Source organism: Microbacterium sp. GQ128 (assembly GCF_059758615.1).
Genome location: NZ_JCAXDY010000005.1, coordinates 1 through 16,955, shown reverse-complemented (window position 1 = coordinate 16,955; position 16,955 = coordinate 1). Strand labels below are relative to the sequence as shown.

Genomic DNA, 16,955 nt, shown 5'->3' with positions numbered 1-16,955 from the left:
ATGCATCCATCCGGGTGCATCCCTTCTGTGCGCGCCCGGTCGTAGGCTGGTGCCATGCCTGCACCGCTCACGCTCCCCCGCCTCTGGTGGGGCGCTCCGTCGGCCTCTCGACGGGCGCTTCTGGTCCACGGTCTCGGCTCTTCGGGCGCGCTGATGTGGCGCCTGGGGGACGCTCTCGCCGACGCCGGATGGCATGCGACAGCCATCGATCTCCGGGGTCATGGTGACGCCCCGCGCTCCCTCGACTACTCCGTGGCCGCGTTCGGCGCCGACCTCGCCGCCACCCACCCGGAGCACGGCGGGGCCTGGGACGCGGTCATCGGCCACTCGCTCGGCGGCGCGGCGAGCACGGTCGCGGCGGCATCCGACCCCGACTGGACGCGACGCCTCGTGCTCATCGACCCCGCGATCCATGTCGACGGGCGTGACGCGGCCATCGTCCGCCGGAGCCAGGAGCGCGCCTTCGCCGACACCCGGCTCGAGGTCGTGCAGCAGGAGCATCCGCACTGGCATCCGCAGGATCAGGAGCTCAAGGTCGATGCCGTCCTGCGCGCCAGCGCGTGGGCGGTGGAGCAGACCAGCGTGCAGAACCAGCCGTGGGATGTGCGGGCCGACGCCGCGCGCCTCACCGTGCCGACGCATGTGATCGGTGCCGATCCCGCCGTCTACAGCATCTTCACGGGTGACCTCGCCGACGAGGTCCTCGCCGCGAATCCGCTGATCACCCTGTCCGTCGTCGAGGGCGCAGGGCATTCGCTGCACCGTGATCGCCCGGATGAATCGGTCCGACAGCTTCTGGAGGCACTCGCATGAGCACGTTCGACCCCACAGCCTTCCTTCCCGACGACCTTCTCGAGCGGATCAGGGAGCGCGCGCCGATCCACGACCGCGAGAACACGTTCCCCCAGCAGGATCTGGACGAGCTGCGGGCCGCCGGCTACCTCTCGATCCTCGTGCCGACCGAGCGCGGCGGCGCGGGGCTCGGGCTCGCCGAGGCCGCGATCCTGCAGCAGCGTCTGGCGGGCGCCGCTCCGGCGACGGCGCTGGCCATCAACATGCACCTGGTGTGGACCGGCGTCGCGAAGGTGTTCTCCGACCGCGGCGTTCCGGGCCTCGAGTTCGTGCAGGACGGCGCGGTCGCCGGCGAGGTCTTCGCCTTCGGCATCAGCGAGGGCGGCAACGACCTCGTCCTGTTCGGCAGCGACACCACCGCCGTGCCCGACGGTGACGGCGGCTACACCTTCACCGGCACCAAGATCTTCACCTCCCTCGCTCCCGTGTGGACGCGGCTCGGACTGCACGGGCTCGACACCACGAGCCCGGATGCCCCGAAGCTCGTGTTCGCCTTCGTCGAGCGAACGGATGCCGTGACCACGTCCGACGACTGGGACACCCTGGGCATGCGGGGTACGCAGAGCCGCACCACGCGGCTGAACGGCGCCATCGCGGATGCCGCGCACGTGGTGCGTCGCATCGACCCCGGTCCCAGCCCCGACCCGATCGTGTTCGGCATCTTCTCGGTGTTCGAGATCCTGCTGGCCTCGGTCTACACCGGCATCGCCGGGCGGGCGCTCGAGCTGGCGGTCGCGACCGCGCAGAAGCGGCACTCCAAGAAGACGGGCCTCGCCTACAGCCAGGACCCGGACATCCGTTGGCGTATCGCCGACATGGGGCTGGCCTACGACGCGCTGCCTCCGCAGATCGCGGCCCTCGCCCGCGACGTGGACGACCGGGTCGACAACGGCGCACGCTGGTTCCCGCTGCTCTCGGGCGTCAAGCACCGCGCGATCACGATGGCCAAGCACGTCGTCGACGAGGCGATGCTCGTCGCGGGCGGCGGCTCCTACTTCTCCGCCAACGAGCTGTCACGTCTCTACCGCGACGTGCTGGCCGGCGCGTTCCACCCCTCCGACCCCGAATCGGCGCACTCCACCGCGGCGAGCGCGTTGCTGGGGCCGATCGAGGGCTGAGCAGCTTTTCCGCCGATTCCGCAGATGAATTGCTGTAGGACCACCGAATCGGTTGCCTGACGCCAGGACGAGTGCCAGGATCGCAGCATGGGTCCGGTCAAGAAGAATCCCCCACTCGACGCGATCGCCAAGACCATCATCGAGCTGCTCCAGGAAGACGGGCGCCGCTCCTACTCCGACATCGGCCGGGTGGTCGGCCTGAGCGAGGCCGCCGTGCGGCAGCGGGTGCAGCGGCTGACCGAGACCGGCGTGATGCAGATCGTCGCCGTGACCGATCCGATGCAGTTGGGTTTTCCCCGGCAGGCGATGATCGGCATCCGTGTGGCCGGAGACACGCGGCACGTGGCCGAGGCCGTCGCCGCGATCGATGCGATCGACTACGTGGTGATCACCGTCGGATCGTTCGACGTCCTCGCGGAGGTGGTCTGCGAGGACGACGACCACCTGCTGTCACTGATCAACGACGTCATCCGCCCGATCGACGGCGTCCTCTCCACCGAGACCTTCATCTACGCGAAACTGCAGAAGCAGCTCTACAACTGGGGGACCAGATGAACACCAGCCGCACCATCCCGTCCGAGCCTCAGCTGCAGGCGATGGCGAAGGACCATCTCTGGATGCACTTCGCCCGACAGTCCACGATGGCCGAGTCGGGTGTGCCCATCATCGTCAAAGGCGACGGGCACCGGATCTGGGATGCGCAGGGCAAGGAGTACTTCGACGGCCTCGCCGGCCTGTTCGTCGTGAACGCCGGACACGGTCGGAGGCGACTCGCCGAGGCCGCTGCGGCGCAGGCATCCGAGCTGGCGTTCTTCCCGCTGTGGTCGTACGCGCATCCGGCGGCGATCGAGCTGGCCGACCGTCTTGCGGACGAAGCTCCGGGCGACCTCAACCGGGTCTTCTTCTCCACCGGTGGCGGCGAGGCCGTGGAGACCGCGTTCAAGCTCGCCAAGCATTATTGGAAGCTGCAGGGCAAGCCCACCAAGCACAAGGTGATCTCCCGCGCGGTGGCGTATCACGGCACCCCACAGGGAGCGCTGGCGATCACCGGCATCCCCGCGATGAAGTCGATGTTCGAGCCGGTCACCCCGGGCGGCTTCCGCGTGCCCAACACCAACTTCTACCGCGCGGCCGAGATGGGCGGGCCGGCCGACGACCTCGAGGCGTTCGGGCGTTGGGCGGCCGACCGCATCGAGGAGATGATCCTGTTCGAGGGCGCCGACACGGTCGCCGCGGTCTTCCTGGAGCCGGTGCAGAACTCCGGCGGGTGCTTCCCGCCGCCTCCCGGATACTTCGCCCGGGTGCGCGAGATCTGCGACCGTCATGACGTGCTGCTGGTCTCGGACGAGGTCATCTGCGCGTTCGGTCGCCTCGGTCACACCTTCGCGTGCAGCGGTCTCGGCTACGTGCCCGACATGATCACCTGCGCCAAGGGCATGACGAGCGGCTACTCCCCCATCGGTGCGACGATCATCAGTGACCGCATCTACGAGCCGTTCTCGAAGGGCGAGGTCTCCTTCCCCACGGCTACACGTTCGGCGGACATCCGGTGTCTGCCGCGGTCGCCCTGGAGAACCTCGCGATCTTCGACGAGGAGGGGCTCAACGCCCGCGTGCGCGAGAACTCGCCGCTGTTCCGCGCCGAGCTCGAGAAGCTGCTCGACCTGCCGTTGGTCGGCGACGTGCGCGGAGACGGATACTTCTTCGGCATCGAGCTCGTGAAGGACAAGGGCACCAAGGAGACCTTCGACGAAGCCGAGTCCGAGCGACTGCTGCGCGGGTTTCTCTCCCCCGCCCTGTTCGAGGCCGGGCTGTACTGCCGCGCCGACGACCGCGGCGACCCCGTCATCCAGCTCGCACCCCCGCTCACCGTGGGGCCGGCGGAGTTCCGCGAGATCGAGCAGATCCTCCGGGATGTGCTGACGCGGGCGCAGTCGGTGTTGTAGCCCGCCCGAGACCCCGGCTTCGCGCCGACACCCCGACTTCCCGGCATCGGCAGAGCGGGGCCTCGTCGGAAAAGCGGGGCCTCGGCGTCAGTCAGCGCGCTGTGCGACGGCGAGCAGCGAGGGCGAGGTGCAGCGCCGCGAGGGTCTCGCCGTCGTCGAGATCGGCGTCCAGCAGGTCGCCGATCAAGGCGAGGCGCTGGTAGAAGACGGATCGGGAGAGGTGACTGGCCGCAGCAGCCGCCGATCGATTGCCGGGGTGCGCGACGAGCGCGGCCAGCACTCCCAGCAGATCCCCTCGCCGCTCGCGGTCATGTGCCACGAGCGGCGCCAGCATCCGTTCGCTGTGCTCGTGCAGCCGGTGATCGTCCCGTAGCGCGGCGACGAGTCGTTCGAGCGGGCGGTCCTCGACCCGCCGCACGCGCGGCGCGTGTCCCGTGGGATCGCCCTCGGCCAGATCCTGCGCGGCGCTCACCGAGGCGAGCAGACCGAGGACGTCGTCAGCAGCGGGGCCGACGAAGACCGTGCGATCGGGCCCTGCGATGTGGGCGAGCAGCGCGTCGGTGAGGGGAACGGATGCCGGCACCGACAGCAGGGCGACATCGTCCTGCTCCACACGTGCGGCGACGGCCGCACAGCCCGACTCCCTCGCGCGGGAGGCGAGCTCGCCCGCAGACACCACGCCGCGGGCGACGATGCCGTGACAGTGGCGGTCGACGAACCCGAAGCCGCCGGCGGCGAGACGTGCCGCGATGTCATCCGGGCTCGCGAATCGCGCTCCGAGCAGATCGTCGATCAGGCTCCTCTGCACCAGGATCGCCCACTCGGCGTCTCCTCCATCGGCGAGGCATCCGAAGGCCAGCGCCGTCGCCCCCTGCTCGAGCACCGTGAGTCGGCCGGCCGGATGCGCGGATCCGGCCAGCGTCGACAGCATCCCCCAGCGCGTCCCCCGCGCCTGCACGGGGACGACCTCCGCGACGTCGTCGAGTCGCGCGAGCACCTCGGCAACCGGAACGCGAAGCCCTTCGACGGCGATCACCTCACCTGCCAAGTTCTGCAGCACGACAGGAGAGCCCAGCGCCCGCGCGGTCTCGGCCACCACGATGTCGGCTGGTGCGCCCTGCAGGCTGAGCGCCGTGAACAGTTCGTGCAGCCGCTGTCGCTCGTGGAGCGCGTCGGTCTGGGCCGCGATCAGGGCCCGATGCACAGCCTCGGTGACCACGACGAACTTGACCTCGCGCGTGAGGGCGATCAAGGCGAGCCCCGCCTCGACGCAGGCATCGACCACGGCCCCCGGCACCCGAGCGTGTGCGACGCCGAGCTCCAACACGATGCCGGCGATCCCCGCCCGGTGCAGGTCGCGCACGAATGCGGCCAGATCCACTGCACCTGCCGGCCACCCGGCGCCGGTGCTGAGCAGCAGCTCCCCGCCGTCGAGCAGCCGGGCGACTCCGGCACTGTCCGAGACGTGGGCCCAGCGCACCTCGGCGTCGAGCGCGGCCCCGCCGACCACCACTTCCGGTGCGCCGGCCTGCAGTGCGGGCTCGGTGAGCACCTCGGCGACCGTGAGCAGCACGCTCGGCGACGTCGGACGATCTGTCCGATTCAACGAGAAGTCCTGACGTTCTGACACCACTGGCCGCTCTTCCGCTCTGTGATCATTGAGGAGCCCCAGCGTACCGAACCTCGGTCAGAGTGTTCGATAGTCAGATCTTCAGCAGTCGGAGGAACATCGTGGACATCGTCCGTCACGTCATCAACGGAGTGGAGACCGCCGAAGCGGCCCGCACCGGTCAGATCTTCGATCCCGCCACCGGCCAGGTGTCGAAGCAGGTCGCCTTCGCCTCGACCGCAGAGGTGGATTCCGCCATCGCCGCCGCTGCGGCCGCTCTCCCCGCCTGGCGCGAGACCAGCCTGATCAAGCGCGCCGATGTGTTCTTCCGCCTGCGCCAGCTGCTCAAGGAGCGCACGCCCGAGCTCGCCGCGATCGTCACGTCCGAACACGGCAAGGTGCTCTCGGATGCGGCGGGCGAGGTCTCGCGCGGCATCGAGAACGTCGAGTTCGCGGCCGGTCTCGTGCACCTGCTCAAGGGCGAGCGCAGCGAGCAGGTCTCGCGCGGCGTCGACGTGCACTCGGTCAAGCAGCCCGTCGGCGTCGTCGCCGCCATCACCCCCTTCAACTTCCCGGTCATGGTGCCGCTGTGGATGGTGGCCTCGGCTATCGCCTGCGGCAACACGGTCGTGCTCAAGCCCAGCGAGAAGGATCCGTCGGCTGCGGTGTGGCTCGCGAAGCTCTTCGCCGAGGCGGGCCTCCCCGCCGGCGTGCTCAACGTCATCAACGGCGACAAGGAGGCCGTCGACGCGATCCTCGACTCCGCCCGGGTCGACGCGGTGAGCTTCGTCGGCTCCTCCCCGATCGCCCGCTCGATCTACCAGCGCGCCTCGGCCGCCGGCAAACGCGTGCAGGCGCTCGGCGGCGCGAAGAACCACATGGTCGTGATGCCGGATGCCGACATCGACGCGGCAGCCGACGCTGCGGTCTCCGCCGCCTACGGCTCCGCCGGCGAGCGCTGCATGGCGGTCTCGGTGCTGGTCGCGGTGGGCGACATCGCCGATGACCTCGTCGCCGCGATCTCTTCGCGCATCGACGGTCTGAAGATCGGTCCGGGCGCCGACGCCGCGAGCGAGATGGGTCCGCTCATCACCCGCGAGCACCGCGACAAGGTCGCCTCCTACGTGACGGGCGCCGAAGCGGAGGGTGCGAGCGTCGTCGTCGACGGGACGCAGAAGACGTTCGACTCCGACGGGTTCTTCCTCGGCGTCAGCCTGATCGACCGCGTCTCCCCCGGCATGAAGGTCTACGACGACGAGATCTTCGGCCCGGTGCTGTCGGTGGTGCGCGTCGAGACCTACGCCGAAGCGGTCGAGCTGGTCAATGCCAACGCCTACGGCAACGGCACGGCGATCTTCACGCGCGACGGCGGCACGGCACGGCAGTACGAGTTCGACATCGAGGTCGGGATGGTCGGCGTCAACGTGCCGATCCCGGTGCCGATCGGCGCCTACTCTTTCGGCGGATGGAAGGACTCGCTGTTCGGCGACTCCCACATCTACGGACCCGAGTCGGTGCACTTCTACACGCGCTCCAAGGTCGTCACCACCCGCTGGCCCGACCACACCCCTTCCCAGATCGATCTCGGCTTCCCGAGCAACCACTGACGAGGAGCACACCACGATGACGAACTTCACCGACCGCCACGGCGTCTCGCACCCGCTCCCCGCCCCCGAGGCCGAGGCGCAGGTGCGTGCGGATGACCGCGGCCACGTGTTCCACTCCTGGAGCGCGCAGGGCCTGATCGACCCGCTACCCGTCGCCGGGGGCGAGGGCTCGACGTTCTGGGACTACCAGGGCAATGCCTACCTCGATTTCTCCAGCCAGCTCGTGAACCTGAATCTCGGGCACCAGCATCCGGATCTGGTCGCGGCGATCCAGAAGCAGGCCGGGCGTCTCGCGACGATCCAGCCGTCGATCGCGAACGACGTGCGCGGCGAGCTCGCGCGTCTGATCGCCGAGGTCGCGCCGGAGGGGCTGGAGAAGGTGTTCTTCACCAACGGCGGCGCCGAGGCGAACGAGTACGCGGTGCGCATGGCCCGCCAGTTCACCGGCCGCCGCAAGGTGCTGTCGATGTACCGCAGCTACCACGGCTCCACCTCGACCGCGATCTCACTGACCGGCGACCCGCGGCGCTGGGCGAACGACACCGTCGACTCCGGAGCGGTGCGCTTCTTCGGGCCCTACCTGTACCGCTCGCCCTTCCATGCCGAGACGCCGGAGCAGGAGTCCGAGCGGGCGCTCGCACATCTGGAGCAGACCATCCAGCTCGAGGGGCCGCAGACGATCGCGGCAATCATCATCGAGACCGTCGTCGGCACCAACGGCGTGCTGGTGCCGCCGCCCGGCTACCTGCAGGGTGTGCGCGAGCTGTGCGACCGCTACGGCATCGTGTACATCGCCGACGAGGTCATGGTCGGATTCGGGCGGCTCGGCGAATGGTTCGGCATCGATGCGTTCGATGCCCGACCCGACCTGATCACCTTCGCGAAGGGTGTGAACTCCGGCTACGTGCCCCTGGGCGGTGTGGTGATCTCCGACCGCATCGCGAGCGCCTTCGACACGATGCCGTTCGCGGGCGGACTGACCTACTCGGGCCACCCGCTGGCGTGCGCGGCGGGTGTCGCGACATTCGAGGTGTTCCGCCGCGACGGCATCATGGAGCGCGTGCGCGACCTCGGCGAGCGCATCGTCGGTCCTACCCTGCGAACCTGGGCCGAGACGCACCCGAGCGTCGGCGATGTGCGCGGTCTCGGGCTCTTCTGGGCGGTCGAACTGGTGCGCGACCAGGAGACACGAGAACCGCTCGTGCCGTTCAACGCCTCGGGTGCGGATGCCGCCCCGATGGGTGCCTTCGCTGCGGCGGCCAAGAAAGCGGGCGTCTGGCCGTTCACGCACTTCAACCGCATGCACGTGGCCCCGCCGCTAGTGATCAGCGAGGACGATCTGGTCCGCGGCCTGTCCGTGCTCGACGAGGCCCTGAGCGTGGCCGACGAGGCCACCGCCGGCTGAGGCGAACGGAGAGCCGCGCCTACTTGGAGTCGAAGTCGAACGCCTTGAGCAGCTCGACCACGGCCTTGTCGCGTTCCTCTCCGCCCGCGTCGAACATGTCGGTGACGTGCGTGCGGAGGTGGTTCTCCAGCAGCAGCCGGTTCAGCGACTCGAGGGAGCGCTGGATCGCGCGGGACTGCGTGATGATGTCCATGCAGTACTCCTCGTTCTCGATCATCCGCGCGACGCCGCGCATCTGCCCCTCGAGGATGCTCGTGCGGTGCAGGGCGCGCTTCTTGATGTCTTCGATCACGTCTCGAGGCTACCGCCCGTGAAAGGATGACGTCATGCCGCGAACACCGATGACGCAGCTCTCGCCCGCTGACCAGGAACGCCTCCGCGCGCTCCGCCGGATGAAGGCCGTCGCCCTCGGAGCTCTGGTGTTCATGGCCGTGGTCTTCGTGTTCGCCTTCGCTTTCCAGCAGCGGTTCGACTGGCTGGCCTATTTCCGAGCAGCGGCGGAGGGCGGGATGGTGGGTGCGCTCGCCGACTGGTTCGCCGTGACCGCACTGTTCCGTCGTCCGCTGGGGCTGCCGATCCCGCACACCGCGATCATCCCGAGCCGCAAAGACGAGATCGGCCGGAGCCTCGGCGAGTTCGTCGAGACGAACTTCCTGGCGGGCGACGTCGTGCGCACCAAGCTGTCGAGCACGCACATCGCCCTCCGCGCCGGCGAGTGGCTGCGCGAGGCTCCCCATGCCGAGCGCGTCGGTGCCGAGGGTGCGACGATCGCGACGGCGGTGCTCAATGCGCTGAGCGACGACGACGTACGCGACCTCATCACCGACCTCGCCCGCGAGCACCTCGTCGCTCCCGAATGGGGCCCGCCCGCGGGCGCCTGGCTGGAGAAGATCGTCGAGGCCGACGCCCATCACGGCGCCGTCGATCTCGCCGTCGACAGCATCGGACGCTGGCTCGAGGCCAACGCCGAGTCGTTCTCGGGGCTCGTCTCGCGGCGCCTTCCCGGCTGGGTGCCGAAGCTCGCGCATCGCTTCGTCGACGACACCGTGTACAACGAGGCGATCAAGTTCGTCCACGCCGTGCAGGCCGATCCCCGGCACCCGGCTCGCATCGCCATCGACGGCTACCTCGGCCGCCTGGCCGACAATCTGCAGAACGACCCCGCCACGCGCGCCAAGCTCGAGAACGCGAAGGCGTCGCTGTTCGACAGCCCTCGGGTCGGCGCTCTGGCCGCCGAGGCCTGGAACACCGCGAAGAACGGGCTCCTCACCGCCCTCGCAGACCCCGAGAGCGGGCTGCGCCGACGCGCGGTGCAGGCGCTGCAGGAGGTCGGCGAACGCCTGACGACGGATGCCGCGCTGCAGACCCGGGTGGACACCTGGGTGTCCGATGCGGCCGTCTTCCTCGTCGACCGCTACCGCCACGACATCGCCTCGATCATCACCGACACCGTCGAGCGCTGGGACCCGGCCGAGACCACCGAGAAGATCGAACTCATGGTCGGCCGCGACCTGCAGTACATCCGCCTGAACGGCACGTTCGTCGGCGCCCTCGCCGGCCTCGCCATCTTCACGATCGCCCACGCCCTGATCCCCGGAGTCTGACATGGCACCCGCATCCCGACAGCTGAGTCACGACCCGCTCTGGCCACGCGCCGGAGCCTGGCCCGTCTTCAGCGGCACGGCCGATGCGGTGCTGCTCGGCGTGCCCACCTGGCGCACGTCGCTCTCGCCGACGGGTGCCCATGCGACGCCGACCGCGATCCGCGAGGCACTCCCCCGGTATGGAACGGCGCTGATGGGCCCGCCCGCGATCGAACTCGACGAGGTGCTGCGCATCGCCGACGCCGGCGACGTGACCGACCCCGACGGGTCCGCCGGCGAGGCGAGGGTCATCTCCCGCGTGCGCGAACTCGCCGGTGCCGCCGACCTCGTGATCGCGCTCGGCGGCGACAACTCGCTCACCTACCCGGTCGCCCTCGGCGCCGAGGCGACGGGGCTGATCACGTTCGACGCGCACTTCGACCTTCGCGATGGCATCTCGAACGGCACGCCGGTCCGCCGCCTGGTCGAAGACGTGCCGGCCGCGTCGCCGCTCGACACCGTGCGGATCGATCCGTCCAGGATCGTGCAGATCGGGATCGCCGACTTCGCGAACTCCGCCGCCTACGCCCGGCGTGCCGCCGAGTGGGGCATCCGGGTGACCACCCTCGACGAGCTGCGCCGGCGCGGCATCGACGACGTGGTCGCTGAGGCCCTCGAGGTCGCGGGCGCCGGCGAGGACTCCCGCGTGCACCTCGACATCGACGTCGACGTCTGCGATCGATCGGTGGCGCCGGGCTGCCCCGCGAGCGTGCCGGGCGGACTCCAGGCGTGGGAGCTGCGCGCGCTGACCCACGCCGTGGCCTCGGATCCCCGCGTCGTGAGCGCCGACATCGCCGAAGTCGACGCCACCGCCGATGCCGAGGATGCCCGCACGGTCCGGCTCGCGGCGCTGTGCGTGCTCGAACTGCTCGCTGGTCTCGCGTCGCGCCGATGAGGATCGTCGTCTCCGGCACGCACGCGAGCGGGAAGAGCACATTGATCTCGGACTTCCACGCCGTGCACCCCGAATACCGCACGCTGGGCGACCCCTTCGAGGATCTCGATCTCGAAGAACCGGCCGGCGAGGCCGGCTTCGCCGCCCAACTGCGGATCGCGACCGTGCGCCTGCAGGAGCTGTCCGCCGATGACGATGTCATCGCCGAGCGCGGGCCGCTCGACTTCCTCGCCTACCTCATCGCGTTGGAGCGACTGGGGCGCAGCGACGGAGCACTCCTCGCGCGCGCATCGAGGATCGTCGAGGAGTCGGCGGAGAGCATCGACCTGCTCGTCGTGGTGCCGTTGGACGGTGAGCGTCCGATCCATGTCCCCGACGATGAGGACCCCGAGCTCCGCGAGGCGATGGATCAGGCGCTGCAGGAGATCGCAGAAGACCTCGAGCACGACGACGACGTGCGCGTGATCACCGTCGGCGGCGACGGCGCATCACGACTGCGCGCGGTCCTCGCGGCCGCCGCCGGCTGAGCGTCCGTCATCCGACGGTCGCGCCGTCCTTCCACACCTGACGCACCAGCGGCACGCCCGGGCGGTACGCGAGATGCACGCGGGTGGGGGCATCGAGCAGCACGAGGTCGGCGCGCGCGCCGGGGGCGATGATTCCGACGTCGTCGCGCCGCAGCGCACGGGCGCCCCCTGCGGTCGCCGCCCAGACGGCTTCGGCCGGAGTCAGTCCCATGTCGCGCACAGCGATCGCGATGCAGAACGGCATCGACGAGGTGAAGCTCGATCCCGGATTGGTGTCGCACGCGAGGGCCACGGTGACGCCCGCATCGATCAGGCGGCGCGCGTCGGGGTACGGCTGTCTGGTCGAGAACTCGACTCCCGGAAGCAGGGTCAGCACGGTGGAGCTCTGAGCGAGTGCGTCGATGTCGGCCTCGGTGAGATACGTGCCGTGGTCGATGGATGCTGCGCCCAGATCGACCGCGAGGCGCACGCCGTCGCCCGGTCCGAGCTGGCTCGCATGCACGCGCGGCGCGAGTCCGCGCGCGATCCCCGCCTCGAGCACCCGCCGTGATTGCGCCACCGTGAACGCACCGGTCTCACAGAACACGTCGATCCACTTCGCGTGCGGTGCGCAGGCGTCGAGCATGGGCCCCGTGACCAGGTCCACGTACTCATCCGGGTGGTCGGCGTACTCCGCGGGAACGACGTGCGCGCCGAGGAAGGTCACCTCCGGTGTGACCTCCGCCGCCAGGCGCACGAGTCTCTCCTCGTCGGCGACGCTCAGCCCGTAGCCGCTTTTGATCTCGACGGTGGTCGTCCCCTGCGCGAGCATCTCGGCGAGGAACCCGCGAAGTCGAGAGCGCAGCTCGTCGTCACTCGCTGCCCGGGTGGCGGCGACGGTGGAGCGGATGCCCCCGGCGGCGTACTTCTGCCCGGCCATACGCGCCTCGAACTCCGCGGCACGGTCGCCGGCGAACACGAGGTGGCTGTGGCTGTCCACGAATCCGGGGAGCACGGCTCGGCCACCGGCATCCACCGTCTCGTCGGCCGCCGGCGCATCCGCCGCCGCGCCGACCCAGGCGATCCTGTCGTCCTCGATCAGGACGGCCGCATCGCTCAGCGTTCCGCACGGGTCGCCATCGGCGGCGATATTGGTGGTGAGTTCTGCGATGTTGGTCAGCAGCGTGCGCATCGCCGTTCCTCCCGTTCGAGATCCTTCGAGTGTGTCAGAGCATCGGGATGTTCAGGCCACGCTCGCGCGCGACCTCGCGGGCACGGTCGTATCCCGCATCCACGTGGCGCATCACGCCGGTGCCTGGATCGTTCGTGAGCACGCGTTCGAGCTTCTCCGCGGCGAGGGCCGAGCCGTCGGCGACCGTGACCTGGCCGGCATGGATCGAGCGGCCGATGCCGACACCGCCGCCGTGGTGCAGGGACACCCAGGAGGCGCCGGACGCGGTGTTCAGGAGTGCGTTGAGCAACGGCCAGTCCGCGATGGCATCGGAGCCGTCCTTCATCGCCTCGGTCTCGCGGTACGGCGAGGCGACCGACCCCGAGTCGAGGTGATCCCGTCCGATCACGATCGGTGCCGAGAGCTCGCCCGATGCGACCATCTCATTGAACTTCAGCCCGGCGAGGTGTCGCTCCTTGTAGCCGAGCCAGCAGATGCGCGCGGGAAGGCCTTCGAAATGCACCTTCTCGGCGGCCTTCTCCAGCCAGCGGTGCAGCGCCGCGTCCTCGGGGAAGAGTTCGGCGATCGCCCGGTCGGTCTTGTAGATGTCCTCCGGGTCTCCGGAGAGAGCCGCCCAGCGGAACGGGCCGCGCCCCTCTTCGAACTGCGGACGGATGTAGGCCGGCACGAATCCGGGGAAGGCGAAGGCCCGGTCGTATCCGCCCAGCTGCGCTTCGGCTCTGATCGAGTTGCCGTAGTCGAACACGGCGGCCCCGGCATCCTGGAACGCCACCATCGCTTCGACGTGCGCAGCCATGGATTCGCGTGAGCGGCGGGTGAACTCCTCGGCGTCGCGCTCGGCCTCCTGTTTCCACTCCTCGACTCCGATGCCGACCGGCAGGTATGCGAGCGGGTCGTGCGCGCTGGTCTGATCGGTCACGATGTCGATCGGCACACCGCGGCGCAGCAGTTCCGGGAAGACTTCCGCCGCATTGCCGACGACGCCGACCGAGAGTGCCTCGCCGGCCTCCTTCGCTGCGACGACCCGGGAGACGGCGGCATCCAGATCGGTCGTGTACTCGTCGAGGTAGCCGTGCTCCACGCGACGGGCGAGACGCGATTCGTCGACGTCGACGATCAGCACCGCGCCGTCGTTCATGGTCACGGCCAGAGGCTGGGCACCGCCCATGCCGCCGGCACCGCCGGTGAGCGTGAGGGTGCCTCGCAGGGAATCCCGCCCGAGTGAGCGCGCCACTGCGGCGAAGGTCTCGTATGTCCCCTGCAGGATGCCCTGGGTGCCGATGTAGATCCACGAACCCGCGGTCATCTGCCCGTACATGATGAGGCCGAGTTCTTCGAGGCGGCGGAACTCCGGCCAGGTCGCCCAGTCCCCCACCAGGTTCGAGTTGGCGATGAGCACGCGCGGAGCCCACTCGTGAGTGCGGAAGACACCGACCGGCTTGCCGGACTGTACGAGCAGGGTCTCATCGGGATCGAGTTCGTCGAGTGTGCGCACGATCGCGTCGTACGCCTCCCAGCTGCGGGCAGCCTTGCCGGTTCCGCCGTAGACGACGAGGTCCTCCGGGTGCTCGGCGACCTCGGGGTCGAGGTTGTTCATCAGCATGCGCTTGGCGGCTTCGGCACCCCAGCTCTTCGCGGTGCGGGTGTTGCCGCGCGCGGCGCGGACGACACGGGGTCCTGCGGCGGTGCTCTCAGACGCGGTGCTCTCAGACGTCGTGTTATCAGCCATCGATGTGCTCCTTTGCGATGCGGGCGACGTCGCCCGACTGGACGAGGACGGTGACGGCTTCCATCTCCGGGGAGAGGAAGCGATCGGGGCCGGGGCCGGCGGCGACCGTGCGGACCAGGTCGCGCACAGCGCCGGTCGCGGGTCCCGCCTGCAGCGGGGATCGCAGGTCGAGCGCACGGGACGCGGTGAGGATCTCGATCGCGAGCACGCGCCCGAGGCCGTCGATCGCCCGGCGCAGCTTGCGGGCTGCGGCCCATCCCATCGAGACGTGATCCTCCTGCATGGCGGACGACGGGATCGAGTCGACCGATGCCGGCACCGCGAGGCGCTTGAGCTCGGAGACGATACCCGCTGCCGCGTACTGCGCGATCATGAGACCGGAGTCGACGCCCACCTCGTCGGCCAGGAACGGCGGGAGACCGTGGCTGCGTGCCGGATCCAGTGCGCGGTCGGTTCGGCGTTCAGAGACCGAAGCGACATCGGCGACCGAGATGGCGAGGAAGTCGAGGACAGCAGCGACCGGCGCCCCGTGGAAATTACCGTTCGACTCGATCCGTCCATCCAAGGTGATGACCGGGTTGTCGATCACGCTGGCGAGCTCGCGGCCGGCGATCATCGACGCGTGTGCCACGGTGTCGCGGGCCGCCCCGTGCACCTGGGGCGAGCACCGGAGTGAATAGGCATCCTGGACGCGCCCATCCTCGGGTCCCTTGTGGCTTGCGACCATCGGGGAGTCCGACAGGAACGCGCGCAGGTTGCCCGCCGATTCGGCCTGACCCGTCTGCGGTCGCAGCGCCATGAGGTCGGCGGCGAACACGGCATCGGTGCCGAGCTGGGACTCGATCGACATCGCCGCAGCGACATCGGCGGTGAGCAGGAGCACTTCGAGATCGTGCAGCGCGAGCACCAGCATTCCGAGCATGCCGTCGGTGCCGTTGATGAGCGCGAGCCCTTCCTTCTCGACGAGCACGAGGGGAGCGATGCCCGCCGCCGCGAGGGCGTCCGCTGCGGGCAGCAGCGCGCCGGATGCGTCGCGCACGTCGCCCTCACCCATCGCGGCGAGGGCGATGTGTGCGAGGGGTGCGAGATCGCCGGAGCACCCGAGCGACCCGTACTCGCGGACGAGCGGGGTGATCCCGGAGTTGAGCATGGCCGCATACGTCTCGACGACGACGGGACGCACACCGGTGCGTCCGGAGCTGAGCGTCTGCAGGCGCAGCAGCTGCAACCCGCGGACGACCTCTCGCTCCACCTCGGCGCCGGTGCCGGCGGCGTGGGAGCGGATCAGGCTGGCCTGCAGCTGCAGGCGCCGGTCGGGTGCGATGAAGGTGGTCGCGAGCGCACCGAACCCGGTGGAGACGCCGTAGTGCGGATGCGGGTCTGCGGCGAGACCGTCGATCACGCGACGGGTTTCGGCGACACGACCGAGAGCATCCCCAGCGATCTGCACGGGCGCATCGTGACGGGCGACGGCGACGACATCAGCGGGCGACAGCGGGGCCGCGCCGACGACAACGGGGACAGGAACAGTCATGGGTCGATTCCACACCCGACGTGTCGTGAGCGGCACCCGATCGTGCGATGCTTTGTCTGTGATTCCAGACAAGGCAGGCACCGCGTCGGACGGCGGCGCGCAGGTACCTGCGGCGGAGAACACCCTCCGCATCCTGAGCTTTCTCGCCGCACGTCCCGCCCCGGTGGCCGCCTCAGCGATCGCACGCGAGCTCGAGCTGCCGCGATCCACGGTGTACCACCTGCTGACGACGCTCGCCGCTCACGGGTTCGTCCTGCACCTGCGTGAGGAACGACGGTGGGGGCTCGGCGCCTCGGCGTTCGAGCTCGCTGGCGGGTACACACGACAGCAGCCGCTGGCGCGGAGAGGCCGGCCGCTGGTGGCCGCGCTCTCCGACCGCTTGGGCGAGAGCGCTCACCTCGCCGTCATGAGCGGCGGCGATGTGCTCTACATCGTCGAGGAGCGAGCACCGCGACGCCCCGCTCTCGTGACCGACGTCGGCGTGCGGCTGCCCGCTCACCTCACCGCCTCGGGGCGGGCGATGCTCGCCGCGCTCCCCCGCGAACAGGTGCGAGCGCTGTATCCCGATCTTTCGGCATTCCCCGACCGCACCGGCCTCGGCCCCCGGACGCCGCGAGAACTACGGGAGTTGCTGCGCGAAGTGCGCTCGCGCGGGTATGCGACCGAGAACAGCGAGATCGCTGATGGGCTGCGCAGTGTCGGAGCTGCGGTGCTCGATGCTGCCGGGTGGCCGGTCGCCGCCGTGGCCGTCACGTGGGGGCGCGCAGATCTGGATGAGGAGTTGCTGGCCGCAGCCGTGCAGGAGTGCGCGGCGATGCTTGAGTCGCGCCTCAAACGCTGAGAGCGCCCCCGCGTTCCGTGGCTTAACGCAGAAGAGCCACCCCGTATGGGATGGCTCTTCTGTTCTTCTCCAGCACAAT

General features: G+C 69.7%; 14 protein-coding genes and 1 pseudogene. 10 read left to right on the top strand and 5 right to left on the bottom strand.

From position 1 onward, the window contains the following. Positions 1 to 54 precede the first annotated feature (54 nt). The 4 genes and pseudogenes from AC6CHX_RS15950 to AC6CHX_RS15935 all read left to right on the top strand — a co-directional run bounded on the left by AC6CHX_RS15950 (position 55) and on the right by AC6CHX_RS15935 (position 3,915). Positions 55 to 813: an alpha/beta fold hydrolase gene (locus tag AC6CHX_RS15950; protein WP_498273613.1), complete on the top strand. Its 759-nt coding sequence runs from the start codon at positions 55 to 57 to the stop codon at positions 811 to 813. Further along, positions 810 to 1,970, top strand: coding sequence for an acyl-CoA dehydrogenase family protein (locus tag AC6CHX_RS15945; RefSeq protein WP_498273612.1), 1,161 nt, complete (start codon positions 810 to 812; stop codon positions 1,968 to 1,970). The genes AC6CHX_RS15950 and AC6CHX_RS15945 overlap by 4 nt, the downstream gene beginning before the upstream one ends. An 87-nt stretch (positions 1,971 to 2,057) precedes the next feature. Further along, on the top strand, positions 2,058 to 2,525 hold the full coding sequence (locus tag AC6CHX_RS15940; RefSeq protein WP_136041440.1) for an Lrp/AsnC family transcriptional regulator: 468 nt from the start codon (positions 2,058 to 2,060) through the stop codon (positions 2,523 to 2,525). Further along, positions 2,522 to 3,915 (top strand): annotated as a pseudogene (locus tag AC6CHX_RS15935) (aspartate aminotransferase family protein). The gene AC6CHX_RS15940 and the pseudogene AC6CHX_RS15935 overlap by 4 nt, the downstream one beginning before the upstream one ends. Before the next feature lie 91 nt (positions 3,916 to 4,006). Here the strand turns inward: AC6CHX_RS15935 and AC6CHX_RS15930 are convergent. Continuing rightward, entirely contained in the window at positions 4,007 to 5,548 is a 1,542-nt protein-coding gene (locus AC6CHX_RS15930; protein WP_498273611.1) for a PucR family transcriptional regulator, read from the bottom strand. A 98-nt stretch (positions 5,549 to 5,646) separates the two neighbouring features. Between AC6CHX_RS15930 and AC6CHX_RS15925 the strand changes: the two genes are divergently transcribed. Together AC6CHX_RS15925 and AC6CHX_RS15920 are read left to right on the top strand one after the other, a co-directional pair. Next, positions 5,647 to 7,131, top strand: a complete 1,485-nt coding sequence (locus AC6CHX_RS15925; RefSeq protein WP_498273610.1) for a CoA-acylating methylmalonate-semialdehyde dehydrogenase — start codon at positions 5,647 to 5,649, stop codon at positions 7,129 to 7,131. A gap of 16 nt (positions 7,132 to 7,147) precedes the next feature. Continuing rightward, on the top strand, positions 7,148 to 8,536 hold the full coding sequence (locus AC6CHX_RS15920; RefSeq protein ID WP_498273609.1) for an aspartate aminotransferase family protein: 1,389 nt from the start codon (positions 7,148 to 7,150) through the stop codon (positions 8,534 to 8,536). 19 nt (positions 8,537 to 8,555) lie between these two features. Here the strand turns inward: AC6CHX_RS15920 and AC6CHX_RS15915 are convergent, their stop codons facing one another. Further along, positions 8,556 to 8,828, bottom strand: coding sequence for a metal-sensitive transcriptional regulator (locus AC6CHX_RS15915; RefSeq protein WP_136041445.1), 273 nt, complete (start codon positions 8,826 to 8,828; stop codon positions 8,556 to 8,558). 34 nt (positions 8,829 to 8,862) lie between these two features. Here AC6CHX_RS15915 and AC6CHX_RS15910 point away from each other — a divergent pair, with 34 nt between their 5' ends. The 3 genes from AC6CHX_RS15910 to AC6CHX_RS15900 are packed head-to-tail and all read left to right on the top strand — an operon-like array spanning position 8,863 to position 11,601. After that, the gene (locus AC6CHX_RS15910) at positions 8,863 to 10,140 is read left to right on the top strand and encodes a DUF445 domain-containing protein (protein ID WP_498273608.1); all 1,278 of its coding nucleotides are present in this window, start codon (positions 8,863 to 8,865) and stop codon (positions 10,138 to 10,140) included. 1 nt (position 10,141) lies between these two features. Further along, complete coding sequence (locus tag AC6CHX_RS15905) at positions 10,142 to 11,074, top strand: agmatinase family protein (RefSeq protein WP_498273607.1); 933 nt, start codon at positions 10,142 to 10,144, stop codon at positions 11,072 to 11,074. Continuing rightward, on the top strand, positions 11,071 to 11,601 hold the full coding sequence (locus AC6CHX_RS15900) for an AAA family ATPase (RefSeq protein ID WP_498273606.1): 531 nt from the start codon (positions 11,071 to 11,073) through the stop codon (positions 11,599 to 11,601). The genes AC6CHX_RS15905 and AC6CHX_RS15900 overlap by 4 nt, the downstream gene beginning before the upstream one ends. A 7-nt stretch (positions 11,602 to 11,608) precedes the next feature. Here AC6CHX_RS15900 and hutI read toward each other — a convergent pair whose 3' ends face one another. The 3 genes from hutI to hutH are packed head-to-tail and all read right to left on the bottom strand — an operon-like array spanning position 11,609 to position 16,035. Beyond that, on the bottom strand, positions 11,609 to 12,772 hold the full coding sequence (gene hutI / locus AC6CHX_RS15895) for an imidazolonepropionase (RefSeq protein WP_498273605.1): 1,164 nt from the start codon (positions 12,770 to 12,772) through the stop codon (positions 11,609 to 11,611). Between the two features lie 34 nt (positions 12,773 to 12,806). Beyond that, positions 12,807 to 14,501, bottom strand: coding sequence for a urocanate hydratase (gene hutU / locus AC6CHX_RS15890; RefSeq protein WP_498273604.1), 1,695 nt, complete (start codon positions 14,499 to 14,501; stop codon positions 12,807 to 12,809). Continuing rightward, the gene (gene hutH, locus AC6CHX_RS15885; RefSeq protein ID WP_498273603.1) at positions 14,494 to 16,035 is read right to left on the bottom strand and encodes a histidine ammonia-lyase; all 1,542 of its coding nucleotides are present in this window, start codon (positions 16,033 to 16,035) and stop codon (positions 14,494 to 14,496) included. The genes hutU and hutH overlap by 8 nt, the downstream gene beginning before the upstream one ends. Positions 16,036 to 16,087: 52 nt before the next feature. On the opposite strand from hutH, the gene AC6CHX_RS15880 reads away from it, so the two are divergent. Further along, entirely contained in the window at positions 16,088 to 16,876 is a 789-nt protein-coding gene (locus AC6CHX_RS15880; RefSeq protein ID WP_498273602.1) for an IclR family transcriptional regulator, read from the top strand. Positions 16,877 to 16,955: the final 79 nt, after the last annotated feature.

Excerpts from the sequence above, each read along its gene's own strand:
- hutI (WP_498273605.1), bottom strand. The coding sequence starts at position 12,772 with ATGCGCACGCTGCTGACCAACATCGCAGAACTCACCACCAATATCGCC.
- AC6CHX_RS15940 (WP_136041440.1), top strand. The coding sequence starts at position 2,058 with ATGGGTCCGGTCAAGAAGAATCCCCCACTCGACGCGATCGCCAAGACC.
- AC6CHX_RS15920 (WP_498273609.1), top strand. The coding sequence starts at position 7,148 with ATGACGAACTTCACCGACCGCCACGGCGTCTCGCACCCGCTCCCCGCC.
- AC6CHX_RS15905 (WP_498273607.1), top strand. The coding sequence starts at position 10,142 with ATGGCACCCGCATCCCGACAGCTGAGTCACGACCCGCTCTGGCCACGC.
- AC6CHX_RS15945 (WP_498273612.1), top strand. The coding sequence starts at position 810 with ATGAGCACGTTCGACCCCACAGCCTTCCTTCCCGACGACCTTCTCGAG.
- AC6CHX_RS15950 (WP_498273613.1), top strand. The coding sequence starts at position 55 with ATGCCTGCACCGCTCACGCTCCCCCGCCTCTGGTGGGGCGCTCCGTCG.
- AC6CHX_RS15900 (WP_498273606.1), top strand. The coding sequence starts at position 11,071 with ATGAGGATCGTCGTCTCCGGCACGCACGCGAGCGGGAAGAGCACATTG.
- hutU (WP_498273604.1), bottom strand. The coding sequence starts at position 14,501 with ATGGCTGATAACACGACGTCTGAGAGCACCGCGTCTGAGAGCACCGCC.
- AC6CHX_RS15910 (WP_498273608.1), top strand. The coding sequence starts at position 8,863 with ATGCCGCGAACACCGATGACGCAGCTCTCGCCCGCTGACCAGGAACGC.
- hutH (WP_498273603.1), bottom strand. The coding sequence starts at position 16,035 with ATGACTGTTCCTGTCCCCGTTGTCGTCGGCGCGGCCCCGCTGTCGCCC.